Source organism: Pseudomonas sp. No.117 (assembly GCF_054558395.1).
This window is the reverse complement of the sequence record NZ_BAAJNP010000007.1, coordinates 311,109-338,013: the sequence shown is the minus strand read 5'-3', so window position 1 is coordinate 338,013 and position 26,905 is coordinate 311,109. Positions and strand designations below refer to the sequence as shown.

Annotated in this window: 19 protein-coding genes; 17 read left to right on the top strand and 2 right to left on the bottom strand. The window is 64.6% G+C overall.

Annotation, left to right across the window (positions count from 1 at the left end; all coding sequences use genetic code 11):
- Positions 1 to 153 precede the first annotated feature (153 nt).
- The 16 genes from ACYJP6_RS18800 (at position 154) to ACYJP6_RS18725 (ending at position 23,640) form a co-directional block, all read left to right on the top strand.
- Complete coding sequence (locus ACYJP6_RS18800) at positions 154 to 1,362, top strand: DegT/DnrJ/EryC1/StrS family aminotransferase (RefSeq protein ID WP_459476703.1); 1,209 nt, start codon at positions 154 to 156, stop codon at positions 1,360 to 1,362.
- A gap of 31 nt (positions 1,363 to 1,393) precedes the next feature.
- The gene (locus ACYJP6_RS18795) at positions 1,394 to 1,813 is read left to right on the top strand and encodes a sugar 3,4-ketoisomerase (protein ID WP_459476701.1); all 420 of its coding nucleotides are present in this window, start codon (positions 1,394 to 1,396) and stop codon (positions 1,811 to 1,813) included.
- Positions 1,814 to 1,900: 87 nt separating this feature from the next.
- On the top strand, positions 1,901 to 6,322 hold the full coding sequence (locus ACYJP6_RS18790) for a glycosyltransferase (protein ID WP_459476698.1): 4,422 nt from the start codon (positions 1,901 to 1,903) through the stop codon (positions 6,320 to 6,322).
- A gap of 263 nt (positions 6,323 to 6,585) precedes the next feature.
- Positions 6,586 to 7,737, top strand: coding sequence for a flagellin N-terminal helical domain-containing protein (locus ACYJP6_RS18785; protein ID WP_459476882.1), 1,152 nt, complete (start codon positions 6,586 to 6,588; stop codon positions 7,735 to 7,737).
- Between the two features lie 72 nt (positions 7,738 to 7,809).
- Positions 7,810 to 8,193 (top strand): flagellar protein FlaG, encoded by a 384-nt coding sequence (locus ACYJP6_RS18780; protein ID WP_459476696.1) that lies wholly within the window; start codon positions 7,810 to 7,812, stop codon positions 8,191 to 8,193.
- A gap of 63 nt (positions 8,194 to 8,256) precedes the next feature.
- Positions 8,257 to 9,753 (top strand): flagellar filament capping protein FliD, encoded by a 1,497-nt coding sequence (fliD, locus tag ACYJP6_RS18775; RefSeq protein WP_459476694.1) that lies wholly within the window; start codon positions 8,257 to 8,259, stop codon positions 9,751 to 9,753.
- Positions 9,754 to 9,849: 96 nt separating this feature from the next.
- Complete coding sequence (fliS, locus tag ACYJP6_RS18770) at positions 9,850 to 10,233, top strand: flagellar export chaperone FliS (protein WP_459476692.1); 384 nt, start codon at positions 9,850 to 9,852, stop codon at positions 10,231 to 10,233.
- 17 nt (positions 10,234 to 10,250) lie between these two features.
- Positions 10,251 to 10,547, top strand: coding sequence for a flagellar protein FliT (locus tag ACYJP6_RS18765; protein WP_145008930.1), 297 nt, complete (start codon positions 10,251 to 10,253; stop codon positions 10,545 to 10,547).
- Positions 10,548 to 10,710: 163 nt separating this feature from the next.
- On the top strand, positions 10,711 to 12,189 hold the full coding sequence (locus ACYJP6_RS18760) for a sigma-54 dependent transcriptional regulator (RefSeq protein ID WP_459476690.1): 1,479 nt from the start codon (positions 10,711 to 10,713) through the stop codon (positions 12,187 to 12,189).
- Between the two features lie 293 nt (positions 12,190 to 12,482).
- Positions 12,483 to 13,685, top strand: coding sequence for a sensor histidine kinase (locus ACYJP6_RS18755; protein ID WP_459476688.1), 1,203 nt, complete (start codon positions 12,483 to 12,485; stop codon positions 13,683 to 13,685).
- Complete coding sequence (locus ACYJP6_RS18750) at positions 13,682 to 15,064, top strand: sigma-54-dependent transcriptional regulator (RefSeq protein ID WP_459476686.1); 1,383 nt, start codon at positions 13,682 to 13,684, stop codon at positions 15,062 to 15,064. Before ACYJP6_RS18755 ends, ACYJP6_RS18750 begins: the two co-directional genes overlap by 4 nt.
- Before the next feature lie 239 nt (positions 15,065 to 15,303).
- On the top strand, positions 15,304 to 17,388 hold the full coding sequence (gene tkt, locus ACYJP6_RS18745; protein ID WP_459476684.1) for a transketolase: 2,085 nt from the start codon (positions 15,304 to 15,306) through the stop codon (positions 17,386 to 17,388).
- Complete coding sequence (locus tag ACYJP6_RS18740; protein ID WP_459476683.1) at positions 17,385 to 20,204, top strand: bifunctional transaldolase/phosoglucose isomerase; 2,820 nt, start codon at positions 17,385 to 17,387, stop codon at positions 20,202 to 20,204. Before tkt ends, ACYJP6_RS18740 begins: the two co-directional genes overlap by 4 nt.
- 18 nt (positions 20,205 to 20,222) lie before the next feature.
- Positions 20,223 to 21,200, top strand: a complete 978-nt coding sequence (gene gnd, locus ACYJP6_RS18735; RefSeq protein WP_459476681.1) for a phosphogluconate dehydrogenase (NAD(+)-dependent, decarboxylating) — start codon at positions 20,223 to 20,225, stop codon at positions 21,198 to 21,200.
- Positions 21,201 to 21,283: 83 nt separating this feature from the next.
- Positions 21,284 to 22,840, top strand: coding sequence for a glucose-6-phosphate dehydrogenase (gene zwf, locus ACYJP6_RS18730; RefSeq protein WP_459476679.1), 1,557 nt, complete (start codon positions 21,284 to 21,286; stop codon positions 22,838 to 22,840).
- Positions 22,822 to 23,640, top strand: a complete 819-nt coding sequence (locus tag ACYJP6_RS18725) for an HAD family hydrolase (protein ID WP_459476677.1) — start codon at positions 22,822 to 22,824, stop codon at positions 23,638 to 23,640. The genes zwf and ACYJP6_RS18725 overlap by 19 nt, the downstream gene beginning before the upstream one ends.
- 497 nt (positions 23,641 to 24,137) lie before the next feature.
- On the opposite strand, the gene ACYJP6_RS18720 is transcribed toward ACYJP6_RS18725, so the two are convergent.
- On the bottom strand, positions 24,138 to 25,040 hold the full coding sequence (locus tag ACYJP6_RS18720) for a LysR family transcriptional regulator (RefSeq protein WP_459476675.1): 903 nt from the start codon (positions 25,038 to 25,040) through the stop codon (positions 24,138 to 24,140).
- Positions 25,041 to 25,202: 162 nt separating this feature from the next.
- Between ACYJP6_RS18720 and ACYJP6_RS18715 the strand changes: the two genes are divergently transcribed.
- Complete coding sequence (locus ACYJP6_RS18715; RefSeq protein ID WP_459476674.1) at positions 25,203 to 25,931, top strand: SDR family oxidoreductase; 729 nt, start codon at positions 25,203 to 25,205, stop codon at positions 25,929 to 25,931.
- On the opposite strand, the gene ACYJP6_RS18710 is transcribed toward ACYJP6_RS18715, so the two are convergent.
- On the bottom strand, positions 25,928 to 26,848 hold the full coding sequence (locus tag ACYJP6_RS18710; RefSeq protein WP_459476672.1) for a LysR family transcriptional regulator: 921 nt from the start codon (positions 26,846 to 26,848) through the stop codon (positions 25,928 to 25,930). The two genes, ACYJP6_RS18715 and ACYJP6_RS18710, sit on opposite strands and share 4 nt — an antisense overlap.
- Between the last annotated feature and the right edge of the window lie 57 nt (positions 26,849 to 26,905).

Sequence of the window (26,905 nt, the reverse complement as noted above, 5' to 3'; positions counted from 1 at the left end):
CTTATCCCAGTCGACCACCGTTTTCGCTGAACCTCGGCCGAAGCGGCGCCGGATACAAAAAAGTGGCAAGTCTTTTGCAAAACGGGTTTTGTCGACGGTTGTTTGACGGATGCCGCTTAGGGCGGCTCGATTCCACCATGCCGGAGCTGATCCATGAGTGGCAGCCTAGAGGTTTGCACTACCCCCGACGAATCCGCCGCGCGGAAAGCCCTGGTGGCTGAGCAGCGGTCCTCCCAGCCATCCTCGGTGACGGTGCGCGTGCCCTTTCTCGATCTGCGCGCCCTCAACCTGAGATTCAAGGAGCAGTTCCTGGCTGCCACCGAGCGGGTGCTGGAGCGTGGCTGGTTCATCCAGGGTACCGAGGTCGGGTTGTTCGAGCAGGAGTTCGCGGCCTTTTGCGGTAGCCGACAGGCCATCGGGGTGGGTAATGGTCTGGATGCCATCGCGCTGATTCTGCGCAGCCTGATCGAGCTGGGTCGGCTGCAGCCAGGAGACGAGGTGATCGTGCCTGGCAATACCTTCATCGCCACGGCCCTGGCGGTCACCCAGAGCGGCTTGCGCCTTCGCCTGGTGGAGCCAGAGCACCAGCGTCTGAACCTGGACCCCGTCGCGGTGGAAGCGGCCATAGGCCCACGTACCCGGGTCATCCTCGCGGTCCATCTTTATGGCCGCCTGGCCGACATGCCGCGACTGAACGACATCGCGGATCGGCACGGTCTGCTGCTCATCGAAGACGCTGCCCAGGCCCATGGAGCGAGTCTCCTCGGACAACGCGCCGGGACCTGGGGTTTGGCTGCCGCGTTCAGCCTGTTTCCCGGAAAGCCCCTGGGCGCCCTGGGCGACGGCGGCGTCGTTACTACCGATGACGAGGCCCTGGCCGAGTGCATCCGCTCTCTGGGTAGTTACGGTTCGCGTATCAAGTACCAACACGAGCGGCTGGGCGGTAACTCGCGGCTGGATGAGCTGCAGGCGGCCTTCCTGCGCATCAAGCTCGAGCAACTCGCCCAGGACAACAAGGCGCGGGACGCCATTGCCCGCCGCTATTGCACTGAGATCGACAATCCCCTGGTGATCCTGCCGCAGCAACCTCAGGTGGGAGAGATCCATGCGTGGCATCTGTTCGTCGTCCGCTGCCAGCAACGCCAGGCGCTGCAGGACCAGCTGCGCAGGCAGGGCATCGAAACCCATGTCCATTATCCGCGCCCCATTCACCGGCAGAGCGCCTACGCTGAACTTGCCGAGCTGTCGCTGCCGCGGACCGAGGCCCTCAGCGACGAAGTGCTGAGCCTACCGAACTACCCCGGGCTGTCGAGTGCAGCCGTGGATTCGATCATCGCCGCCTGCAATGCCTTCCGGGGCTGAGCGACTACCCAACGCAACCAGGAGTGACGCCATGTCCCTACAGCATTGCCGCATCATCGACCTGCCCAAGATCGAGGATCGCCGGGGTAATCTCACCTTCGTCGAGAGCGGTCAGCATGTCCCTTTCGATTTCAAGCGGATCTACTATCTCTACGACGTTCCTGGCGGCTCCTATCGAGGCGGTCATGCGCACAAGGATCTGCATCAGCTGCTGATCGCCATGTCGGGTAGCTTCGATATCCAGCTCAATGACGGCAAGACGCAATTCAAATACCACCTGAATCGTTCCTACTATGGGCTCTATATCCCGCCCATGATCTGGCGGGAAATAGACAACTTCTCCAGCGGTTCCATCTGCATGGTGCTCGCCTCCGAGCACTTCAGCGAAGAGGACTACTACCGCGACTTCAATGAGTTCGTGTTGGGCGCCCAGAGTCGCGGCTTGATCTGACCCTCCTGCAGCTCGTGCCGCCGTGTCGCGGTGGCATCCGCATTATCCCGAGGCCCTGGTCGGGGTCTCCCCTGTGAGCAACGTCGAATGGCCCTATCCAAGAACAGTCCCCAGGTGTCGGTGCAGCGGGATGCAGGCGATCTGCCGCTGGTCAGCGTTTGTATCAACGCCTACAACCACGAGCGCTATGTCGGCGAAGCCATAGAGTCGGTTTTCGCCCAGACCTATCCGAACATCGAGCTCATCATCGCGGACGATGCCTCGACCGATGGCACCGCTGCCATCATCGAATCCTATGCCCAGCGCTATCCAGAGCGGATGACCACCATTCTCCTGACGGAGAACGAAGGGCCCTGCCGGGCGGGAAATCGTACCTATGCCCGTGCCCGTGGCGAGTTCGTCGCCTACCTGGGATCGGACGACCGCATGTTGCCGGATCGAATCAGCCGGCAGGTCGCCTTTCTACAGGCGCACCCCGACCACGTCGTGGTGTTTTCCCAGGTCGCTATCATCGATGGCAACAGTGACCGAGCGCAGACACCCAACGGATTCGACCAACTGTTCAATCAGCCCATCGTCAATCTGCGCCGGCAACTGCTCACCGGCAACTTCTTCAATGCGCCCTCGGCCCTGTTGCGCCGTGCCGATTTGATCGCCGTGGGTGGCAGCTCACCGCTCCTACGCTATGTGCAGGACTACGACCTTTGGGTCCGGTTGCTGGCGCGCGGTGAAATTGCCAGGCTCGACGAGGTGCTGACCGAGTACCGCGTCCATGGCAGCAATCTGAGCATCGCCGGTGCCAACGGACCCAGTTATGCAGCGCGCTGCGAAACCATGGCGGTCATCGTCAGTCTGGTCGAGCAATGGCCCTTGCAGAGCTTTTTCGACCAACCCCTCCGTTCGCCCGAGGAGCATGTCGCCGCAACCCTGGCCCTGGTCGATATCCTCAAGGGACTCGATCGACAGTTCTTCGGCAAGGCGTCGCTGGGCTCTGCCCTGGCCTATCGCCTGATCTTGGAGGCCAGCCGCCAGGATGCCATTGCTTGCCAGCTGGCCAAGAACGCGCTTGAAACCTTCATGGAGGGCGGCCAGCAGGTCGCGGCCAACGATCTTCAGGTACGCCACCTCCTACCCGAGGGGGGCGTACCACCCGTGGGGGTGGTGATCCATGCCTTCTATCCCGATGTGCTCGAAGAGCTGTTGTCCAGGCTGGATGCCATCGACCATCCGCTCTATCTCTATGTGACCTGCCCGCCCGAGCGGCTGCGCGAAGTCGCGGCCCTGCTGGCCGGTTCAGGTCTGCCTCACCTGCTGTTGACGGTCGAGAACCGCGGTCGCGACGTGCTGCCTTTCCTGCGAATCCTGCCGGCCGTGCAAAGGGACGGCATCCAGGTGGTGCTCAAGCTGCACACCAAGAAGACCTTGCACCTTGAGAGAGGCGGTGACTGGGCGCAGGAAATGTTCAATATGTTGCTCGACCCAGCATTCTTTCAGGCGACGCTGGCGCGTTTTGCTGAGGATCCGAGCCTTACGCTGGTTGGTCCCGAGCGCTATCGTCTACCGATTGCTCAGTATCTGCGCGGTAACAATCGGCAGCACCTGCAGATGCTGGCGCAGCGTGCCGGTATCGCCGAAAACGAGGTCATGGCCAGTGAGTTCTATGCCGGCACCATGTTCTTCGTCCGGGCCGCCGGGCTGATCCCGATCCAGAGCCTGGAACTGAGCGCTGCCGACTTCGAACCCGAGCAGGGTCAGCTAGACGGTACCCTGGCGCATGCCATGGAGCGCTTCTTCCTGCCCCTGGCCCAGGGGCATCGCCCCCCGGACCGAGCGATGCTCTATCGGCAATGGCTCAATAGTCGCCAGCTCGATCATAGCGAGCGCGAGCGGCTGGCGGAGCGCCTGGCCAGTTGGCCGGACCAGCCGAGCATCCTGCTGGTGGTTGACGACGTGGCAGCCGATGCAGCGCTGGTCGGGCGTACCCTGGAGAGTCTGGGTCGACAACTCTATGTGCCGGGTGCCGTAGTGGTGTTTTCCCACCAGGCACCGGAGGGTATCGAGGCCGCGGACAATCTGCTTTGGCTGCCGCGCCGAGCAGGTGCCCTGACGCAGCTCAACGAGCTGTTGGCGCAAATCGAGGTGGATTGGTGCTACCTGTTGCGCAGCGGTGATGTCCTGGATCCACACGCCTTGCTGCTGCTGGCCGAGCGCGTGGCCCAGCAGCCGCAGCTTCTTTGCTGCTACAGCGACGAAGACCTTTGGAGCGAAGCCGGCGGTACCGAGCCGGTCTTCAAGCCGGCGTTCAACCTGGACCTCCTGCGTAGCTATCCCTATGTTGGGCGTGCCCTGGCATTCCAGCGGCGAGCCTTGCTGGACATCGGTGGGTTGCGCGACGAGTTTGCCAGCCTGGCACCCCACGACCTGCTGTTGCGTCTGCTCGAACAGTCAGGCCTGGCTTGCATAGGGCACCTGGCCGAGGTTCTGGTGCATCAGCACGAACATCTCGGCCAGTGGCTGGCGGAGGAGGGGGTTGCGGATCGGGTCGCGCCCCTGATCGCCCAGCATCTGTCGCGCCTGGGCGTCGCTCACCGCCTCGCGGCAGGGTCGTTGCCGATGATCAACCGGGTGACCTACCTGCATGACAGCGAACCTCTGGTGTCCATCATCGTGCCCACCAAGGACGAGTTGCCCATGCTGCTGCGCTGTGTGGAAAGCGTGGTGGAGAAGACGCGCTACCAGAACTACGAGATTTTGATCGTTGACAACGCCAGCGAGACGCCCGAGGCGCGGCAGTGGCTGGGCGGCATGGAGGCGTTAGGCGACGCCAAGGTGCGTATCCTGAGGTATCCGCATCCCTTCAATTATTCGGCGATCAACAATTTCGCCAGCGCTGAGGCTCGCGGCGACTACCTGGTACTGCTCAACAACGATACCGCCATCTTTGATGGCGACTGGCTGACGGCTCTGCTGCATCACGCCCAGCGACCCGAAGTGGGCGCCGTGGGCGCCAAACTCTATTACCCCGATGGACGTATCCAGCACGGTGGCGTGGTCCTGGGCCTGCGTGGCGTGGCGGACCACCCCTTCATCGGCGAGCCCGGTCAGGCACCTGGCTACATGCACCGTCTGCACGTCGACCAGAACTACAGCGTGGTGACGGCCGCCTGCTTGATGGTGCGCAAGGCTACCTATCTCGAGGTAGGGGGGATGGACGACCAAGACCTGAAGGTCTCGTTCAACGACGTGGATTTCTGCCTGAAACTCACCACGGCCGGCTACCTCAACGTCTGGACGCCCTATGCCGCGGTGATGCACGAAGCGAACGTGAGCCAGAACCGGGTCGACACCACCGCCATGGAAGCCAAGGTCAAGCGTTTCCAGGGCGAGCAGGCGGTCATGTATCAGCGCTGGCTACCGCGGATTGCCCGCGATCCGGCCTACAACCTCAACCTGAGCCTGGATGGCAGTGGCTTTGCCCTGGACCACCGCAGCGAGACCGGGTGGCATCCTTTCTCCGTACGCCAACTACCCTACGCGCTGTGCCATCCTGCCGATCCCTATGGGTGCGGACACTATCGGATACGCAAGCCGTTCGAAGCCATGCAAAACGGCGGATTGCTGGAAGGTGGAGTGAGCGAACGGCTCCTGACTCCCGTGGAAAAGGAGCGGCTGGCACCGACCAGCATCGTCTTCCAGCGTCAGATCATGGGTTTGCAGATCGAATCGATCCGGGAGGCCAAGCGCTATTCCCAGGCCTTCAGGATTTACGAACTCGACGACTATATCGTCGATCTGCCGATCAAGAATCGCCACCGGGCCCATATGCCCAAGGATGTTGCCAAGCAGCTTCGGCGGGGCGTTGCCCTGTGCGACCGCTTCGTCGTCTCGACGGCTCCGCTGGCCGAGGCGTTCAAGGATTTGCACCCGGACATTCGCATCGCGGAAAACCTGCTGCCGCTGGATTGGTGGCAAGACGTCAAGGGACAGCGGCGCGATACCCGCAAGCCGCGCGTAGGCTGGGGTGGTGGCATCAGTCACGATGGTGATCTGGAGCTGATCAGGGATGTGGTGAAAGATCTCGCGGATGAGGTGGACTGGGTCTTCTTCGGCATGTGTCCCGACGAGCTCCGGCCCTATATCAAGGAGTTCCACGCTGGCGTCCCCATTGACCGCTACGCTGCCAAGCTGGCGAGCCTGGATCTGGATTTGGCGCTGGCACCGCTGGAAGAAAACCTGTTCAACGACTGCAAGAGCAATCTGCGACTACTCGAATATGGAGCCTGTGGCTTCGCCGTGGTCTGCTCGGACCTGGTCTGCTATCGCGGCGACTTGCCGGTGACGCGGGTGAAAAACCGCTATCGCGATTGGGTGGATGCCATTCGCATGCACCTCGCCGACCGGGATGCGACTCACCGGGCCGGTGAGGTGCTGCGCCAGACCGTGCTGCAAGACTGGATGTTGAGCGGCGCTCGCCTGGAGCGATGGCGGTCGGTCTGGCTACCTGACTGAACCAGCCCCCGTTACCGCAACGAACGGCCAGAGAAATCTGGCCGTTCGCGTTTGCGGAACCATCAAGTTTTTCGCCTCCTGCCCGATAACAAGAGGGAGTGAAGACACATGCCTTCGCTGTCTCGTCCAGAGTCAAGGTTTTTCCAAAAAAACCTAAAGAAATCTCCAGGCAAGACGATAACCATATCGAAGGTTCTCCAGGTCACATCGGGCGGTCCCCTTGGCCGGGAGCTAAAGCAGTATCCTAATCCACGAGGTTCTCCATCATGATGACCGTCAATACCAACATCGCTTCCTTGACTGTTCAGAAGAACCTGAACAACGCTTCGGGCAACCTGACCACCGCCATGACCCGCCTGTCCACCGGCCTGAAGATCAACAGCGCCAAGGACGATGCCGCCGGCCTGCAGATCTCCAACCGTCTGACCAGCCAGGTCAAGGGTCTGGACCAAGCCGTATCCAACGCCAACGATGCCAACGCCATCGCCCAGACCGCCGAAGGCGCCCTGCAGGAATCCACCAACATCCTGCAGCGTATGCGCGTCCTCGCCGTCCAGTCCTCCAGTGGCAGCAACAGCACCGAAGACCGTACCTCGCTGAACCAGGAATTCGAGTCGCTGACCTCGGAACTGACCCGTATCTCCAGCACCACCACCTACGGTGGCGGCAGCAGCGGTATCAACCTGCTCGACGGTACCGCCGGCACCAACGGCACCCTGACCTTCCAGGTCGGCGCCAACGCCAACCAGACTGTCAGCTTCACCCTGAGCAACATGAGCGCCAGCAGCCTGTCCGGCTCCTCTTCGGTAGCGACCGGCGGCCTGGACCTGGCCAGCCTGGGCGTCTCGGCTTCGGGTGGTACCACCAGCTCCAGCGGCACCCTGAGCATCGCCGGCCAGACCGTGACCTATGCGTCCGGCGCCAGCTTCAACGACATCGTCAGCGCCATCAACAACAACATCAGTGGTGTGTCGGCTACCGCCGCCACCTCGGGTAGCTCGACCATCAACCTCAGTTCCGCCAAGCAAATCGACATCGGCGCGGGTACCGGTGGCGCTACCGGTGTATCCAGCGGTTCCTACACCGTGCAAACCACCACTGGCAGCGTGCAGTCGCTGGACATCACCACGGCGGCCAATGCACAGAGCGCCATGCAGGTCATCGACGGTGCCCTGAAGCAGATCGATACCCAGCGTTCCACGCTCGGTGCCGTGCAGAACCGTCTGGACTCCACCATCTCCAACCTGCAGAACATCTCGGAAAACGCCACCGCAGCCCGCAGTACCATCCAGGACGCGGACTTCGCGGCGGAAACCGCCGAGATGACCAAGCAGCAGACCCTGCAGTCGGCAGCGACCTCGGTACTGGCCCAGGCCAACCAGCAGCCCGCCTCCGTACTGAAACTGCTCCAGTAATTCTGATCAGGGAAAGGGGAGGGCGCTGCGGCGCCCTTTCCGCGTTGTTAGGTTTTTTGGGAGGGTGGAAACATGAGCATCAACTTGAACTCGGTCGTCCCGGGAAGTGGGCTGACGACTCCGGTGGCAGGGACGCAATCGGGCACTGTCGCGGGCGCCCCTTCCGCTACGACCAACCCCAGCAATGCCGGAGCGGCGCCGACCGACCAGGCCAAGGCCGCGCCGGTATCGCCCAGTCGGGAAGAGCTCGACAAGGCCGTCAAGGATTTGAGTTCCAGCGCCCAGGACCTGCACCGTAACCTCGAGTTTTCGGTGGATCAGGATTCCGGCGTCACCGTGGTCAAGGTGGTGAATAGCGCCAATGGCGAACTGATCCGGCAGATCCCGTCGGAGGTCGTGGTCAAGCTGGCTGCGGACTTCAAGGAATCCCGTCACCTGCTCAGCGAGAAAGCCTAGTTGGTGCGTCTTTTGCTTCGGTGATGCAAAGCCGCTGGACCGTCAATGTTTTGAGGACAGATCATGACCACTATCTCGTCAACCTCTTCGACTAGTTCGACCACCGCGAGCACCTCGACTAGCTCGACGACGAGCAATTCTGCGTCCAGCGCCTCCGCCACCTCCGGGGCGATCAAATCCTCCACCGGTCTCGGTTCCGGTATCAACATCGGTTCGATCGTCGAGGTCCTGGTCAACGCGCAAACCGCTGGCAAGCAGCAGCAGATCACGACCCTGCAGAATTCAGCGCAGAACCGCCTGACTGCGGTGGGCACCCTGACCTCGGCATTGAACGACTTCCAGTTGGCCGTGGCCAATCTGAATACGACCACCTCCTTCGCCGGGCTGACCGCCACCTCCAGTACGGCAGCGACGGCGACGGCGACAGTGGATTCCACCGCGGTGGCAGGCACCTATGCCCTGGATGTGACTAAGCTGGCGACGGCGTCGAAGGTTGGCTCCCAGTACATTTCGTCTGGCACCACCTTCGGCTCCGGTAGCTTGACGCTGAGCCAGAATGGCAAGAGCTACAACATCAGCGTCAGTGATGGCGCCAGCCTGTCCAACATCCGCGACAGCATCAACAAGCAAAGCTCCACCTCTGGCATCTCGGCCAACGTCGTTACCGACTCCACGGGATCGCGTCTGGTTCTGAGTTCCACCACCACGGGGGCCAACTCGACGATCAGTGTTTCTTCCACTGGCAGCAGCTCCCTGTCGTCTTTAGCTATAGATGGCACGAAAGCCTATTCGACATCCGGCGGCGGCTATCTGGTGCAGGGTGCTGACGCCCAGTACACCCTGGACGGCCTCAGCATGACCAGCGCCAGCAATACCCTGGACACCGCGGTTACTGGCGTGACCTTCACACTAGCCGCGACGGGACAGACCAACGTCACCGTGGGCGCCAATACCACCGGGCTGCAGACCAACATCCAGACGTTCGTCGATGCCTACAATACCCTGGTCAATACGGTGGGCACCCTGACCAAGGTCAGCACCACAACCGGAGAAGATGGGTCGTCCAGCACCACCTCCGGTGCCTTGACCAGTGATGCCATGACTCGCACGCTGATGAGGAGCCTGCAGAGTACTGTGTTCGGCACGTCCACCGGCAGCGGCAACCTGAAGAACCTGACGCAGCTCGGTATTTCCATGACCAACTCTGGAACCCTGACGCTGAATACCTCGGCCTTGTCCACGGCCCTCGCGACCAATGCCGGCGATGTGCAGAACTTCTTCTCCGCCAAGTCCGGCCTGCTGAACAACATGAACAAGCTGGTCAATACCTATACCCAGAGTGGTACAGGCCTGATTGCCCAGGAAAAGTCGACGATCCAGACCAACCTGACGGATCTGAAGACTCAGCAGACGGCGCTCACCGCGCGCCAGGCCAAGCTCACCGATATCCTCACCGCCAAGTACAACGCCATGGACAGCCTGGTAGCCAAGCTGAACAGCACCAGCAGCAGTGTGCTGACCACCCTGAACGTACTGAACAAGAACTCGTCTTCAAGTTGATCCTGGCCGTTGATTACGGCTAAAGATTGCAGGGCGCGCGCCGATAGCTTGGATATCCAACACAGCATCACCTGTTGAATTCAAGGTAGCGAAATCATGTACGCACAATCTGCAGCGCTGCGCCAATATCAGAATATTGGTGTTCAATCCGGGGTCTTCGAAGCGTCGCCGCATCGCCTGATCCAGATGTTGCTGGAGGGTGGCTTGAGCCGCATCGCCCAGGCCAAGGGTGCGATGCAGAATCAGAAATACCTGTTGAAAGGCCAATTGATCGGCAAGGCCCTGGGTATCATCGCCGGACTGCGTGACGCCCTGAACTTCGAGGCGGGCGAACTGGCCTATCGACTCGATGCCCTGTACGGTTACATGGCTACCCGTTTGGCCGAGGCCAACCGGACCAACGATACGGGCATTCTCGACGAGGTCGCTCAGTTGCTGCGTAATATCAAAGAAGGTTGGGATGGCATAACGACTGCCTGACCTGGAGGACGAGAGCCATGGCTACCATCGTTGTTCGTATCAATCAGCTGCGCGGTCAGCTGGAGCAGGCCCTCGTCGAGCAGGACTGGGAGGCCATCGGCCGTCTCGATCTGGATTGCCGCCTGGCGGTCGATGCTGCCATGCAGGAAGCGCCGGGTGGCGAGACCGAGCTGACGTTTGCCTTGCAGAATCTGCTCAAGACCTACAAGACCTTGATCGCAGCCACCACGGCCGAGCGCTCTGCCATCGCGGTCGAGCTGACCCAGGCGCAACGCGCCGACAAGGCCGCCAAGGTCTACCAGCTGTTCGGTTGATCGTCGTCCGCCAGACGGTCGTTCAAAGTTTCTACAATCCACCGCCATAAAATTGACCCCGCGTCGCAATTTGTCTTAACTTGCGCAAGATGCCGACCAGTTGGCACTTGGATGCAGGCGACACCTGCGCGTAGCGAACCGACTAGCCGGATGGGGCAGGGACATGTGGCGTGAAACCAAGATCCTTCTGATCGACGATGAAACCGAGCGGTGCAAGGCCGTTTCCATCATCCTCGATTTTCTCGGCGAAGCTCATCTCGCCTGTAGCAGTACCACCTGGCAAACCTCCCTCGAAGCCCTCGACAGCAGCCGGCAGATCAGCTGCGTGCTGGTCGGGCGCGTCGATACCCGCGGCAACAGCGTCGAGCTGCTCAAGCAGATCGTGGCCTGGGACGAGATGGTGCCCTTGTTGCTGCTGGGCGAGACAGCCCAGCCGGAGTGGCCGGACGACGTGCGTCGTCGCGTGCTGGTCTCCCTCGAATACCCGCTGGCCTATAACAAGTTGCTGGATTCCCTGCATCGGGCCCAGGTCTATCGCGAGATGTACGACCAGGCCCGGGATCGGGGTCGCCAGCGCGAACCTGAGCTGTTCCGCAGCCTGGTAGGTACTAGTCGCGCAATTCAGGGTGTGCGCAAGATGATGCAGCAGGTGGCCGACACCGAGGCCACGGTGCTCATCCTCGGCGAGTCCGGGACCGGCAAGGAAGTGGTGGCGCGTAACCTGCACTTCCACTCCAAGCGGCGCGAGGCGCCCTTCGTACCGGTCAATTGCGGTGCCATCCCGGCGGAGCTGCTGGAAAGCGAGCTGTTCGGTCACGAGAAAGGGGCCTTCACCGGCGCCATCACCAGCCGCGCCGGACGCTTCGAACTGGCCAACACCGGCACCTTGTTCCTCGACGAGATCGGCGACATGCCGCTGCCCATGCAGGTGAAGCTGCTGCGGGTACTGCAGGAGCGGACCTACGAGCGGGTGGGCAGCAACAAGACCCAAAGCGTGGACGTGCGCATCATCGCGGCGACCCACAAGAACCTGGAGCAGATGATCGCCGCGGGCACCTTCCGCGAGGATCTCTACTACCGCCTCAACGTCTTCCCCATCGACATGGCGCCGCTGCGCGAGCGGGGCGAAGACATCCCGCTGCTGATTAACGAATTGATCGCGCGAATGGAGCACGAGAAACGTGGCTCCATCCGCTTCAACTCGGCGGCCATCATGTCGCTCTGTCGGCACGAATGGCCGGGCAACGTGCGGGAGTTGGCCAACCTGGTGGAACGCATGGCGATCATGCATCCCTATGGCGTCATCGGCGTGGCCGAGTTGCCGCTCAAGTTTCGCTACGTGGAGGACGAAGCCGATCCCATGGTGGAATCCCTGCGTGAAGAGCTGCAGGAGCGCGAAGCCATGGCCGGCATCGGTACCGTCGAGGTATCGTCTTCGGCGCTGTTGCCGAGCGAAGGGCTGGACCTCAAGGACTACTTGGCTAACCTGGAAAAGAGCTTCATCCAGCAGGCGCTGGATGATGCCGGTGGCGTCGTGGCGCGCGCCGCCGAGCGTCTGCGCATCCGCCGGACTACCCTGGTCGAGAAGATGCGCAAGTACGGCATGGGCCGCCGCGACGACGAGTTCGACGAAGAGCTCTAGCAGACTCCTTGTAGGTTGGGCCGAGCGCAGCGCAGCCCAACGGTGCCCAGCTCGGCCAGCCCTGTTGGGCTTCGACGATAACGCCGTCTCAACCCAACCTAGGCAGCGATACCAGGGCGCCCCTGATCAAGAGGTAGGGTGGATGACGGCGCAGCCTCATCCACCTTCTTCTTTGTAGCGTGGCACGTGGAAAAGACTGCGCCGTTTTCCACGCTACGGCACTTTGGCGCCAGGGCGGCATGGGTCTTGCTCCACCCCGGACAATGTCAATTGTCCGTCGCGAGCCGAAGCCGATGCCTGCGCAAGCCCTTTCTTCCGCCGCTGTTCCCGCTGAAGCCGTCGTGGAGGCCTCCGCCTCGGCGCAGGCCCGCGAGGCCTTGGGGCAGATGTCGCGCCAGCTGAGCGAATCCTTCCAGTTGCTCGAGGCGCGGATGAATTCCCTGCAAGGAGAGCTGGAATGGGTGTCGGCCCAGCGGCTGCAGGAGCTGGCCGAAAAGGAGCGCCTGGCCAGCCGGCTGCAGAATCTCTTGGACGTGATGCCGGCCGGTATCGTGGTGGTGGACGGCGGCGGTCGCGTGCGCGACGCCAATCCCGTCGCCGCCGCCCTGCTCGGGGAACCGCTGGCGGGTGAGTCGTGGCGCAGCGTGATCGCCCGGGCCTTCGCTCCCCGCCATGACGATGGCCACGAGGTATCCCTGCGCGATGGGCGCCGGGTCTCCATCGCCACCCGCTCGCTCGACGGCGAGCCAGGGCAACTGGTGTTGCTCAACGACCTGACCGAAACCCGGCACCTGCAAGGCGAGCTGGCTCGCCATGAGCGGCTGTCCGCGTTGGGGCGGACCATGGCCTCGCTGGCCCATCAGATCCGCACCCCGCTCACCGCCGCCTTGCTCTATGCCAGTCACCTGGAGGAGGGCGGCCTGGCGGAGGCCCAGCAGCAGCGTTTCGCTGGTCGCCTGAAGGAGCGGCTGTACGAACTGGAAAACCAGGTACGCGACATGCTGGTGTTCGCTCGAGGCGAACTGCCGCTGGCGGACCGGCTGTCGCCTGCGGCACTGTTCGCCGCCTTGCGCGAGGCGGCCGCGCCCCACCTGGGCAGTTGCCAGGTGCGCTGGCAGATCGATGCGAGCAATGGTCTGCTCGTGTGCAACCGCGACATGCTGCTGGGGGCCGCGCTGAACCTGATCCACAATGCCCTCCAGGCGCTGGCGGGTGCCGGCCGGCCCGGGCGGCTCAAGGTGCATCTCTACTGCCGTGGCGCTGAATTGCGCCTGGCTATCAGTGATCGCGGGCCGGGCATCCCACCGGCGGTGCAACAGCGCCTGGGCGAACCCTTCGTCAGCACCAAGACCACCGGCACCGGTCTCGGGCTCCCCGTCGCCCTGGCCATGGCCAAGGCCCACGGCGGCCAGCTGGCGGTGCGTTCGCGATTGGGCCGCGGGACCCTGGTGACCTTCATCCTGCCGTTGCTGGTGACTCCGGAGGCCTCGGCATGACCCTGCCCATCCTGCTGGTGGAAGACGACCGCGCCCTGCGCGAGGCCCTGGCCGATACCCTGGAACTCGGTGGCTATCGCTACCGCGCGGTCGCCAGCGGCGAGGCGGCCCTGCTGGCCTTGGCGGAAGAACCCTTCGGCCTGGTGGTGAGCGACGTCAACATGCCGGGCATCGACGGCCACCAGTTGTTGGCCAGTATCCGCCTGCGCGATCCGGCGCTGCCGGTGTTGCTGATGACCGCCTTCGGCAGCATCGAGCGCGCCGTCGAGGCCATGCGCAGCGGGGCGGCCGACTACCTGGTCAAACCCTTCGAGCCGCGGCTGTTGCTGGAGACGCTGGCACGCTGCTGTCCGCAAGGACGACGGACGACTGGGGAGCGCCAGCCGGTGGCGGTCGACCCCCAGAGCCGCCACCTGCTCGACCTCGCCCGCCGGGTGGCCCAGAGCGACGCCACGGTGCTGATCACCGGCGAGTCGGGCACCGGCAAGGAGGTGCTGGCGCGCTTCATCCATGACCAGTCGACCCGCGCGGAAGGACCCTTCGTGGCGGTCAATTGCGCGGCCATTCCCGATCATCTGCTCGAGGCCATCCTCTTCGGTCACGAGAAGGGCGCCTTTACTGGGGCCATCGCTGCCCAGCCCGGCAAGTTCGAGCTGGCCCAGGGCGGCACCCTGTTGCTCGACGAGATATCCGAACTGCCCCTGGGGCTGCAGGCCAAGCTGCTGCGGGTGTTGCAGGAGCGCGAGGTGGAACGGGTCGGGGCGCGCAAGCCGCTGGCGCTAGACATCCGGGTGGTGGCCACCAGTAACCGCAAGCTGGCGGAGGAGGTGGCCGCCGGCCGCTTCCGAGAGGACCTCTTCTATCGACTGTCGGTCTTCCCCCTGGCCTGGTTGCCCCTGCGCGAACGACCGGCCGACATCGTGCCCCTCGTCGAGCGCTTGCTGGCGGTGCAGGCCGCCCGGATGCAGCGTGCGGTGCCGGTGCTCACCGCGGCCGCGCGCCAGGCCCTGGCCGAGCACGGCTGGCCGGGCAACGTGCGCGAACTGGACAACGCCGTGCAACGCGCGCTGATCCTGCAACCGGGAATGCAGGTGCAGGCCGAGGATTTCGGCCTGCACTGGCTGGCGACCGGCATGCCTCAGGCCTCCGCCGCTGCGCCTGTGGCGGAGCCGGGCACCAGCGACGCCACGAGACCGCTGGATGCCGACCTGCGTGATCGCGAATTCCAGGTCATCCTCGACACGCTGAAGGCCGAACGGGGCCGGCGCAAGGAGACGGCCGAGCGCCTGGGCATCAGTGCCCGTACCCTCAGGTACAAGCTGGCCCAGATGCGCGACGCCGGGCTGGAGGTAGAGCTGTCCCTGGCTGCCGGTTGCTGAATGCGCAAGTCGATAGCCGGCTATCTACTTCTGCGGAACCAACCGTCTAAGGCGCTGTTCTAGAGAAAGATCGCGACTGCGGCGTGGGGTCGCAGAGGACGCTCGCCCCCGCCGTCCCGGACCTGGTCCGGACGCTTTGCTTTCTTCTCTTAGGCGCTGCCTTGGCTGAAAACGGTTTCACGGACGGTGCTTGCCGTTTTCGTCGTGGGTAGTGCCCTGCCAGCACGAGGACGCTTGCCATGGGTTCCACCGCACCTTCCAGCTCCAACGCCGACCAGCTGACCATAAATACCATCCGTACCCTGTCCATGGACGCGGTACAGAAGGCCAACTCGGGCCACCCCGGTACCCCGATGGCCCTGGCCCCGGTCGGGCATACGCTGTGGAGCCGCTTCCTCCGCTATCACCCCGAGCACCCGGACTGGCCCAACCGCGATCGCTTCGTCCTCTCCGTCGGCCATGCCTCCATGCTGCTCTATTCCTTGCTGCACCTGGCCGGGGTCAAGGAGATCGACGAGCATGGCACCGCCACCGGCAAGGAAGCGGTCAGCCTCGAAGACATCAAGCAATTCCGCCAGATGGATTCCAAGACCCCCGGGCACCCGGAATACCGCATGACCACTGGCGTGGAAACCACCACCGGCCCGCTGGGGCAGGGCTGCGGCAACAGCGTCGGCATGGCGCTGGCGCAGAAGTGGCTGGCCGCGCGCTTCAACCAGCCGGGCGCGACCCTCTTCGACTATGACGTCTATGTGCTCTGCGGCGACGGCGACATGATGGAAGGGGTCACCGGCGAGGCGGCTTCGGTAGCCGGTCACCTAGGGCTCGACAACCTCTGCTGGATCTACGACAACAACACCATCAGCATCGAGGGCCACACCGAGCTGGCCTTCAGCGAAGACGTCGCCGAGCGCTTCCGCGGCTATGGCTGGCATACGCTGCACGTCAAGGATGCCAATGACGCCGAGGCACTGGCCGCAGCCCTGCATCGCTTCAAGGGCAACACCGGCAAGCCGACCCTGATCGTGGTCGACAGCCTCATCGGCTATGGCGCGCCCAACAAGCAGAACACCGCTGCCGCCCACGGCGAACCCCTGGGCGCGGACGAGATCAAGCTGGCGAAAAAGGCCTACGGCTGGCCCGAGGATGCCGACTTCCTGGTGCCCGAGGAAGCGCGCCATCACCTGCGCGATGCCTTGCTGGAACGTGCCAGCGGTCTCTACGAAGACTGGAATCGCGCCTTCGACCGCCTGCGCCAGGACAACCCCACCCGCGCCGACGAATTGCAGCGCATGCGTGCCGGCGAGATGCCGGAGGGTTGGGATGCACAACTGCCCAGCTTCGAGCCCGATGCGAAAGGCGTGGCCTCCCGTGAATCCGGCGGCAAGGCGCTCAATGCCTTCGCCCAGCACATCCCCTGGCTGATTGGTGGTGCCGCCGACCTGGCGCCGTCGACCAAGACCAATCTCAAGTTCGACGGCGCCGGCAGCTTCTCGGCCCGGGAGCCATCCGGCCGCAACATGCACTTCGGTATCCGCGAGCACGCCATGGGCTCCATCGCCAACGGCATGGCGCTTTGCTACCTGCGCAGCTTCACCGCCACCTTCCTGGTGTTCAGCGACTACATGAAGCCGCCGATCCGCCTGGCCTCCATCATGGAGTTGCCGGTGGTCTTCGTCTTCACCCACGACTCCATCGGAGTTGGCGAAGATGGCCCCACCCACCAGCCCATCGAACACCTGGCGCAATTGCGCGCCACCCCGGGCCTGCTGACCCTGCGTCCCGGTGATGCCAACGAGGCCGTGCAGGCCTGGAAGATCGCCCTGCAGCAGACCAGCAGACCCTCCTGCATGGTGCTGTCGCGCCAGCCCCTGCCGACCCTGGATCGCGGGAAATACGCCAGCGCCGAGGGCGTTGCCCAGGGTGCCTACGTGGTAGCCGACGCCGAAGGCGGCAAGCCCCAGGTCATCCTCATGGCCACCGGCAGCGAGCTGGGCCTGGCGATGCAGGCCTATGAGCAACTCAAGGGCGAAGGGGTGAAGGCACGCGTCGTCTCCATGCCCTGCTGGGAGCTGTTCGAAGAGCAGGACGAGGCCTACAAGCAGTCCGTGCTGCCCGACGAGGTCCTGGGCCGCGTCGCCATCGAGCAGGCGGGGCCGCTGGGCTGGGAACGCTACATCGGGCGCAAGGGCGCCTCGGTGACCATGAGCACCTTCGGTGCTTCGGCGCCCATCGGCAAGCTGCAGGCCAAATACGGCTACACCGTGGAGAACGTGGTCAAGCTGGCCAAGGAACAGGCGCAACGTCAGGGGAGCGCCACATGAGCAATCCACTCAAACAGCTGACGGAGCAGGGGCAGGCCGTCTGGCTCGACTTCGTCAGCCGCGAGTTCCTCGCCAAGGGGGAGCTGCAGACGCTGATCGAGCGTGACGGCCTGACCGGCGTCACCTCCAATCCGTCGATCTTCGAGAAGGCCATGGGGCACGGCAGCGACTACGATGCCAGCCTCGAGGCTTTCCTGGAAAAGGCCGATGCCGAGCCGGTGGACGTTTATGAACACCTGGCCATCGAGGATATCCAACAGGCCGCCGATATCCTGCGCCCGGTCTATGACCGGCTCGAGGGTCGCGATGGCTATGTGAGCCTGGAAGTCTCGCCCTATCTGGCGCTGGATACCCGCGCCACCCTGGAAGAGGCCCGTCGCCTCTGGCAGGCGGTGGAGCGGCCCAACCTGATGGTCAAGGTGCCTGGCACACCGGAAGGAGCGGTGGCGATCCGCAAGCTGATCGAAGAGGGGATCAACGTCAACGTGACCCTGCTGTTCGATCGCAACGCCTACATGGCGGTGGCCGAGGCCTATATCTCCGGTCTGGAAGCGCGGCTGCACCAGGGCCAGGACATCTCCCGCCTGGCCAGCGTGGCGAGTTTCTTCATCAGTCGGGTAGATGGCGTGCTGGACAAGCGCATAGACGAGCGCAAGGACGGTGACGGCGAGCTGGCGGCGCTGCGTGGCAAGATTGCCATCGCCAATGCCAAGCTGGCCTACCAGGACTACCTGCGGCTGATCGAGTCGCCGCGCTGGAAGGTGCTGGAAGCCAAAGGCGCGCGACCGCAGCGCCTGCTGTGGGCCTCCACCGGCTCCAAGGATCCGGCCTATCCGGATACCCTCTACGTGGATCAACTGATCGGGCCGGACACCGTCAACACCATGCCGCCCAAGACCATGGACGCCTTCCGCGACCATGGCACCGTGGCGCCCATGCTGGGCACCGACATCGAGGCGGCGCAGCAGGTGATAGCGGCGACGGCGCGCTTCGGACTGGATTTGGACGGCGTGGCCAAGCAACTGGTCAAGGACGGCGCCCGCCAGTTCGAGGACGCCGCCGATGCCCTGCTGGGCGCGGTGGGGCAGAAGCGCCTCGATGTGCTTGGCGAGCGCCTCAATGCGGCCAGCTATCGGCTTCCCGATGCCTTGAACGAAGCCGTCGAGGCCCGCCTCGACGAAGCCCGGCGCGAAGGCTGGTCCCGGCGCCTCTGGCAGGGCGATGCCTCGCTGTGGACCGGTCGCGACGAAGACCAATGGGTCGGTTGGCTGGCTGCGGCCCAGGGCCGCCAGGCCGATCCCGCGGCGCTCAAGGCACTGGCCGAGGCCGTGCGCAGCGAGGGCCTGGATACCGTGGTGCTGCTGGGCATGGGCGGTTCCAGCCTGGGCCCCGAGGTGCTGGCCAAGACACTGGGTACCGCCAGCGGCGGCCTCACCCTCAAGGTGCTGGATTCCACCGATCCGGCGCAGATCAGCGCGCTGGAAGACCAGCTGGATCTGAGCAGGACCCTGTTCCTGGTGTCCAGCAAGTCCGGCTCGACCCTGGAGCCGGAGATCCTCCGTGCCTACTTCCAGCAGGCCGCGGAGCGGGCACTGGGCGAAGCCGAGGCGCGTCGGCGTTTCGTCGCTATCACCGATCCGGGATCCAAGCTCGAGGCCAGCGCCACGGCCGACGGCTATCGCGCCATCTTCCATGGCGATCCTCATATCGGCGGGCGCTATTCGGTCCTCTCGGTATTCGGCATGGTCCCCCTGGCCTTGCTCGGGCATTCTGTCGCCGACTTCTTCCAGGTCACCCAGCCCATGGTGCTGGCCTGCAGCCCCAGCTCGCCACCGGCGATCAACCCCGGCATCCGCCTGGGCGTGGTATTGGGCGAGGCGGTGCGCGCCGGGCGCGACAAGGTCACCCTGATCGCCTCTCCCGGGGTGGCCAGCCTCGGGGCCTGGCTGGAACAACTGTTGGCGGAAAGTACCGGCAAGCAGGGCAAGGGCATCATCCCGGTGGACCTGGAGCCCCTCGGTGAGCCGAGCGTCTATGGCTCGGACCGGGTTTTCGTCAGCCTGGTCCTGGCCGGTGAAGAGGATGCCGAGCGTGACGGCCGCCTGCAGGCACTGGCCGCGGCAGGTCATCCGGTGATCGATATCCGCCTCGCTCGCCCGGCGCTGATCGGCCAGGAATTCTTCCGTTGGGAGGTAGCCACCGAGGTGGCTGGCGCGGTGATCGGCATCAATCCCTTCGACCAGCCCGACGTCGAGGCCAGCAAGGTCAAGACCCGGGCCCTTACCGACGGCTACGAACGCGAAGGCCAACTGGCCGGTGACCAACCCTTGCTGGAGGAGGGAGACCTGGCCGTGTTCGCCGATGCCGACTTGCATGGCCAGGACAGCGTCCGCGCCGCGCTAAAGGCGCACTTGGCGCGCCTGCAGCCAGGCGACTACCTGGCCGTGCTCGCCTATCTCGAGCGGAATGAACTGCACGAGGAGGCCTTGAGCGCCATGCGTGATAGCATTCGCGACAGCAAGCGCGTAGCGACCGTCGGCGGCTTCGGCCCTCGTTTTTTGCACTCCACCGGGCAGGCCTACAAGGGCGGTCCCAACTCGGGGGTGTTCATCCAGATTACCGCCGATGCCCAGAACGACCTGGAGATTCCCGGCCGTAGCCTGAGCTTTGGCGTCGTCGAGGCCGCCCAGGCCAAGGGCGACCTCGAGGTACTGGCCGAACGGGGACGGCGCTACCTGCGTGTGCATATCAAGGGCGGCGACATAGACGCTGGCCTGCAACAAATCGTCGAACTGGTCGAGGCGGCGGTCGCCTGACCTCAAGGAGTCATCAGCATGCAATTGGGAATCATCGGACTGGGCCGCATGGGCGGCAACATCGCACGGCGTTTGATGAAGCATGGGCATGAAGTCGCGGTCTACGACCGCAGTGCCGAAACCGTGGCCGGCCTCGGCAAGGAAGGCGCCATCGCCGCCGACGGTCTCGACGGTGTCATCGCGGCTCTGGCGCAGCCCCGCGCCATCTGGGTCATGCTGCCCGCCGGCGAGCCGACCGAGCAGACCATCGCCGAGCTGGCCGACCGCCTGGCTCCCGGCGACGTCATCATCGATGGCGGCAACACCTACTACAAGGACGACATCCGGCGCGCCAAGACCTTGGCCGAGAAGGGCATCGACTATGTCGACGTCGGTACCTCCGGCGGCGTCTGGGGCCTGGAGCGCGGCTACTGCATGATGATCGGTGGCAAGTCCGAGGCCGTCGAGCGCCTGGAGCCCATCTTCGAGGCCCTGTCCCCCGGCTATGGCAGCATCGAGCGCACCCGTGGCCGCAATGCCCCGGACGAGCGCGCCGAGCGTGGCTACATCTTCACCGGTCCGGCCGGCTCCGGTCACTTCGTTAAGATGGTCCACAATGGCATCGAATACGGCCTGATGCAGGCCTATGCCGAGGGCTTCGACATCCTCAAGATGAAGAACAGCGACAAGCTGCCGGAAGACGAGCGCTTCGACCTGGACCTCGCCGACATCGCCGAAGTCTGGCGCCGGGGCAGCGTGGTCTCCTCCTGGCTGCTGGACCTGACCGCCCAGGCCCTGGCCGGTGACGTCGCGCTGGACAAGTTCTCCGGCTCGGTAGCCGACAGCGGCGAAGGTCGCTGGACCATCGAGGCGGCCATCGAGGAAGCGGTGCCGGTCAACGTGCTGTCCGCCGCCCTCTATGCCCGTTTCCGTTCCCGCCAGCAGGCCACCTACGCCGACAAGCTGTTGTCGGCGATGCGCTTCGGCTTCGGCGGCCACGTCGAAATCCCGCAATAAAACCCCGGCCGTTCCCCTGTGGAGCGGCCACGGGCCGCGTCCCGGGGGACGGCACCAGCCGCCCTCGTGGATAAGGCCCTGTCATGACCGATTCTCCTGTCGTCACCCCCGACACCGCTGCCCAGGAGCGGCGTTCCTGCACCAAAGCCCCTGCCGCGCCGCCGGCCACGCTCTTTCTGTTCGGTGCCAACGGCGACCTGGTCAAGCGCTTGCTCATCCCCTCGCTGTACAACCTGCTGCGCGATGGGCTGCTCGACGAGCGTACCCAGATCATCGGCGTCGATCACAACCCCAATACGGATGAAGGTTTCGCCGATCGCCTGGAGGCCTTTATCCGCGACCAGGCCGAAGCCAAGGGCAAGTCCCGCGACGAGGCCCTGGATGCCGAGCTCTGGAAACGGTTGCGTAGCCGCATCCATTACCTGCAGGGCGACTTCCTGGACGACGCAACCTACCAGGCGGTGGGCGAGCGCATCGCCCAGGCCGAGACCGACAACGCCGTCTTTTACCTGGCCACCGCCGCGCGCTTCTTCGGCGACGTGGCCGAGCGCCTGGGCCAGGCCGGCCTGCTGGCAGAGCGCGACGACGCCTATCGCCGCCTGGTGGTGGAAAAACCCTTCGGTGCCGACCTGGCCAGTGCCCAGGCGCTCAACCAGCGCCTGCTGGCCAACATGGACGAAAAGCAGATCTATCGGATCGACCACTACCTGGGCAAGGAGACGGTGCAGAACATCCTGGTCAGCCGCTTTTCTAACGCCTTGTTCGAATCCTTCTGGAACAACCACTACATCGATCACGTGCAGATCACCGCCGCAGAAACCGTGGGCGTGGAGTCGCGGGGGGATTTCTACGAGAAGACCGGGACGCTGAGAGACATGGTGCCCAACCACCTGTTCCAGCTGCTGGCCATGGTCGCCATGGAGCCGCCGGCCTCCTTCAACGCCACCTCGGTGCGTGACGAAAAGGCCAAAGTGGTCGGTGCCATCCGCCCCCAGACCACCGAAGAGGCGCTGGCCAACTCGGTGCGCGGCCAGTACGCCGCCGGGACGATGAATGGCAAGCCGGTGAAGGGCTATCGCGAGGAAGAGCGCGTCGATCCGCAGAGCCAGACTGAGACCTACGTGGCGCTCAAGCTGTTCGTCGACAACTGGCGCTGGGCCGGCGTGCCCTTCTACCTGCGCACCGGCAAGCGCCTGACCGCGCGCGACACCGAGATCGCCATCTGCTTCAAGCACGCGCCCTACGCCCAGTTCCGCGACACCAAGATCGACCGCATGCGGCCGAATTATCTGATCATCCAGATCCAGCCCGACGAAGGCATGTGGTTCGACTTCCACGCCAAGCGCCCGGGCCCGCTGGTGGAGCTGGAGAACATCCGCATGGGCTTCGCCTACAGCGATTTCTTCGAGATGCAGCCCTCCACCGGCTACGAAACGCTGATCTACGATTCGCTGATCGGCGACCAGACGCTGTTCCAGCGCGCCGACAACATCGAGAATGGCTGGCGCGCGGTGCAACCCTTCCTCGACGCCTGGAAACAGGGCGGCGAGGTGGAACCCTATGCGGCGGGCAGTGCCGGCCCCGCCGGAGCCGATGAACTGCTGAAGAAGGACGGCCACTCATGGCATCCGCTGACCTGATCCCCATCGACCTGCTGGTGTCGGATATCGACGGCACCCTGGTCCGCGACGACAAGAGCCTGAGCGAGGCGGTGATCGCTGCCGTCCAGCGGCTGCAGGCGGCCGGCAAGGCCATCACCCTGGTCAGCAGCCGTCCGCCACGGGCGCTGTTGCCGCTGGTGCAGCTCTTGGGTATCCAGCAGCCGGTGGCTGGCTTCAACGGCGGTAACCTGGTGCAGGCGGACGGCAGCCTGATCCGTGCTCACCGATTGGCCGAGGACGTCACCCGCCAGGTGCTGGAGCGCTTGGAAAGCGAGGCCTTCGAGGTCTGGCTGTTCGCCGACGACTTCTGGCTGACGCGTGATCCCGAGGGGCCCTATGTGCCGCGCGAGACCCGGGCACTGGGCTACGGGCCGACGGTGGTGGAGTCCTTCGCGCCCTACCTGGATCGCGTCGACAAGATCGTCGCCGCCGGCAGCGATCATGCCGGCCTCGAAGCCCTGGAGGGGGAGCTGGGCGAACGGCTGGGGGAGGGCGCCACGGTGCTGCGCTCCCAGCTCTATTACCTGGACATCACCCACCCCAAGGCCAACAAGGGCGACGCCCTGATCGAACTAGCCCAGGCGGCTGGCGTACCCGTGGCGCGCACGGCGGCCATTGGCGATGGCAGCAACGACGTCCCCATGTTCCGCCAGGCGGGCCTGGCCATCGCCATGGGCCAGGCCGGGGCGGCGGTGCGGGAAGCCGCGGACCAAGTGACCGCCAGCAACCAGGAGGACGGCGTGGCCGTGGCCATCGACCGTTGGATTCTGGGGAGCTGAGGGGCCCTGCCTGTCGGGCTTCGCTGCGCTCGACCCAACCTACCAGATGCGTAGGTTGGGTTAAGGCGGCGCTAGCGCCGAAGCCCAACAATGTTTAGCCCTCGCACCAGGCGGAAAAGGCTGCGCCGTTTTCCACGCTACGGCCCGGGTGCTGTTGTTGGGCTTCGCTACGCTCAACCCAACCTACCAGATGCGTAGGTTGGGTTGAGACGGCTCCATCGCCGAAGCCCAACAGGTCTGTCCTCGCTCCAGGCGGAAAAGGCTGCGCCGTTTTCCACGCTACGGCCCGGTTGCTGATGTTGGCTTTCGCTGCGCTCAACCCAACCTACAGGGTGTGTAGGTTGGGTTGAGACAGCTCCACCGTCGAAGCCCAACAGGTCTGCCTTCGCTCCAGGCGGAAAAGGCTGCGCCGTTTTCCACGCTGCGTCTGAGCTGAGCGGTGCGCCCCCTCTCCCTCCGGGAGAGGGCCGGGGTGAGGGCAACCCTGAGCCCCTACGCTACCCCTCGTTCGTCTCCCGATACCGCCGCACATGCTCCACCAGCGCCCTCAGCTTGGGTGCCAGATTGTGCCGGCTCGGATAGTAAAGATAGAACCCCGGAAAGGGCGTCAGAAAGTCTTCCAGCACCCGCTCCAGCTCGCCGCGCTCTAGATAGAGCCGGAAGGTGTCTTCCATGCCGAAGGTGATACCGCCGCCGGCCAGCGCCGTGCGGATCATCAGCAGCATGTCGTTGGTGGTGATCCGCGGCGAGACCGCCACGTCGAAGGCGCGGCCTCCCTCGCTGAACTCCCAGCGCCAGGGTGCCACTTCCGGTGCTGGGCGCCAGCCGATGCAGCGGTGGTCGGCCAGCTCCCGTGGATGAGCCGGACGCCCATGCTGGGCGAAGTAGGCCGGGGTCGCCACCGCCACCTCGCGTTGCGCACCGGTCACCGGGATGGCGATCATGTCCTGCTCGATCACCTCGCCCAGCCGCACGCCCGCATCGAAGCCGCGCGCGACGATATCGAATTCCTCGTCGGTGACGGTGATGTCCAGGGTCACCTCCGGATAAGCCTCGACGAATCCCGCCAGCAGCGGCCCGTCGAGAAAATGCTCGGCAATGGAGGTGGCCGCGACCCGCAGCAGCCCTCGGGGCGGTCCGGCGTGGCTGGCCTCGTCCAGGGCGCCGAGCAGGCCAGCCAGGGGGCCAGCGACCTGCCGATGCAGGCGTTCGCCCGCTTCGGTCAGCCGCACGCTGCGGGTGGTGCGCTGCACCAGGGAACTGCCCAATTCGTCTTCCAGCCGGCGCATGGCCTGGCTGACCGCGGAGCGACTGACCCCCAGGCGATCGGCCGCCACGCGGAAGTTCGCGGCCGTGGCCACCACCACGAAGACCTTGAGCAGATTCAGATCGGTTGGCATTGGTAAGTCTGGCTAACCACGTCGGTCAGGGGTAGGGGAGTTATCACGACAATGGGCGATGGCTAAGGTGGTGGCAAGTCTGGAAGGGCGCAGTGCTGAACGGGCATGCAGTCAACGACCCCATCGTCCAGGCAAATCACCCCATCTCGAGAGGAACAGCTCATGGCTATCGACAAGGTCGTACTCATCACCGGCGCCTCCAGCGGCATCGGCGCCGGCATCGCCCGCGAACTGGGCGCCGCTGGCTGCAAACTGCTGCTCGGCGCCCGCCGCAGCGAACGGCTGGAAGCCCTGGCGGCCGAGATCAACGCCGCGGGTGGCGAGGCCGCCTGCCGCCGGCTGGATGTCACCGACGCCGCCGACGTGACCGCCTTCGTCGCCACCGCCCGCGAGCGCTGGGGGCGGGTGGACGTCATCGTCAACAACGCCGGGATCATGCCGCTATCGCCAATGGCCTCACTCAAGACCGAAGAATGGATGCAGATGGTCGACGTCAACATCAAGGGCGTGCTCAACGGCATCGCCGCGGTGCTGCCGGAATTCACCGCCCGTGGCGCGGGCCACGTCATCAACCTGGGTTCCATCGGTGCCCTGTCAGTAGTACCCACGGCGGCGGTCTATTGCGCCACCAAGCACGCGGTACGGGCGATCTCGGAGGGCCTGCGCCAGGAGCGGGACGATCTGCGGGTCACCTGCATCCATCCGGGCGTGGTGGAAAGCGAACTGGCCTCGACCATCAGCGATCCCGCCGCGCGGGCGATGATGGACGACTACCGCGCCATCGCCCTGCAACCCGACGCCATCGGTCGCGCGGTGCGCTACGCCATCGAGCAGCCGGATGACGTGGACGTCAACGAGATCGTCGTCCGTCCGACCCGCAGCCCCAACTAGACGGTCTCGGCCAGGGCTTCGAGAAAGCGCTCCAGCACCAGGTTCGGGCGCCGGCCCTTGCGGGTGACGGCGGCCAGGGTGGTGTCGAAGTGGAAGCGGGCGGGATGGAGGGCGCGCAACTGGCCCTGGACCACCCAGGGCTGGGCGACGTGGTCGGGTAGATAACCGATGTAGCAACCGGTGAGGATGAGAAAGGCCACGCCTTCGCGATCCGAGGCACGCGCCGTGCAGTTCAGTGCGGCATGGCGCTCGTGGCCGTCCTGGTTGAGCAGATGATTGGGGCCGACCGCGTCCTGGGCGGCCAGGAGGGCGTCGTCCAGTTGGTCGTCGGCCACCCGGAACAGCGGATGGGCGCGACTGCAGTAGAGCAGGGCGCGTTCCTCGTAGAGTGGCAGGTATTCCAGGCCGGCCAGGGCATTGATCAGTGGCAGCACGCCCAGGTGCAGATGGCCGTCCAGCACCCCGGTCTCGATCTCGCTGGGCAGGGTCATGCCGATGTTCACCACCACGGCCGGCGCGGCGCGCTTGAGAGCGGCCAGGGCATGGGTGATGCGCATCCGTGGCTGGGTGACCAGGTTGTTGATGATGCCCAGGTTCAGCTCGCCGCGCAGGTGCTGGTGCAGCTGGTTGACCTCGCTGCGAAAGCCTTCTAGGGCGGCGAACAGCGACTGGCTGGCCTTGAGCACCTCGCGGCCTTCGTCGGTCAGGGAAAAACCCGCGCGCCCGCGCTGGCAGAGGCGCATGCCCAGGCGCTTTTCCAGATCGTTCATGTGCAGGCTGATGGCCGAGCGGGTGATGCCCAGCCGGCCTTCGGCGGCGGTGAAGCTGCCGCATTCCACCACCGTCTTGAACAGCCGCAGCAGGCGGATCTCGAAATCGCCGACCTGGGCGAGCAGGGCCTTGCGCGTCGTCTTCATGGCTGCCACCGCAAATGCGCGTCAGCATAAGGCCCCGCCTGGATCGGCGCCAGCGAC

Coding starts and splice junctions, on each gene's coding strand:
- fliS (WP_459476692.1), top strand. CDS start 9,850: ATGTACGCACAATCTGCAGCGCTGCGCCAATATCAGAATATTGGTGTT.
- ACYJP6_RS18720 (WP_459476675.1), bottom strand. CDS start 25,040: ATGCCAACCGATCTGAATCTGCTCAAGGTCTTCGTGGTGGTGGCCACG.
- tkt (WP_459476684.1), top strand. CDS start 15,304: ATGGGTTCCACCGCACCTTCCAGCTCCAACGCCGACCAGCTGACCATA.
- ACYJP6_RS18725 (WP_459476677.1), top strand. CDS start 22,822: ATGGCATCCGCTGACCTGATCCCCATCGACCTGCTGGTGTCGGATATC.
- ACYJP6_RS18790 (WP_459476698.1), top strand. CDS start 1,901: ATGGCCCTATCCAAGAACAGTCCCCAGGTGTCGGTGCAGCGGGATGCA.
- zwf (WP_459476679.1), top strand. CDS start 21,284: ATGACCGATTCTCCTGTCGTCACCCCCGACACCGCTGCCCAGGAGCGG.
- ACYJP6_RS18800 (WP_459476703.1), top strand. CDS start 154: ATGAGTGGCAGCCTAGAGGTTTGCACTACCCCCGACGAATCCGCCGCG.
- ACYJP6_RS18715 (WP_459476674.1), top strand. CDS start 25,203: ATGGCTATCGACAAGGTCGTACTCATCACCGGCGCCTCCAGCGGCATC.
- fliD (WP_459476694.1), top strand. CDS start 8,257: ATGACCACTATCTCGTCAACCTCTTCGACTAGTTCGACCACCGCGAGC.
- ACYJP6_RS18750 (WP_459476686.1), top strand. CDS start 13,682: ATGACCCTGCCCATCCTGCTGGTGGAAGACGACCGCGCCCTGCGCGAG.
- ACYJP6_RS18740 (WP_459476683.1), top strand. CDS start 17,385: ATGAGCAATCCACTCAAACAGCTGACGGAGCAGGGGCAGGCCGTCTGG.
- ACYJP6_RS18780 (WP_459476696.1), top strand. CDS start 7,810: ATGAGCATCAACTTGAACTCGGTCGTCCCGGGAAGTGGGCTGACGACT.
- ACYJP6_RS18795 (WP_459476701.1), top strand. CDS start 1,394: ATGTCCCTACAGCATTGCCGCATCATCGACCTGCCCAAGATCGAGGAT.
- ACYJP6_RS18755 (WP_459476688.1), top strand. CDS start 12,483: ATGCCTGCGCAAGCCCTTTCTTCCGCCGCTGTTCCCGCTGAAGCCGTC.
- ACYJP6_RS18710 (WP_459476672.1), bottom strand. CDS start 26,848: ATGAAGACGACGCGCAAGGCCCTGCTCGCCCAGGTCGGCGATTTCGAG.
- ACYJP6_RS18765 (WP_145008930.1), top strand. CDS start 10,251: ATGGCTACCATCGTTGTTCGTATCAATCAGCTGCGCGGTCAGCTGGAG.
- gnd (WP_459476681.1), top strand. CDS start 20,223: ATGCAATTGGGAATCATCGGACTGGGCCGCATGGGCGGCAACATCGCA.
- ACYJP6_RS18760 (WP_459476690.1), top strand. CDS start 10,711: ATGTGGCGTGAAACCAAGATCCTTCTGATCGACGATGAAACCGAGCGG.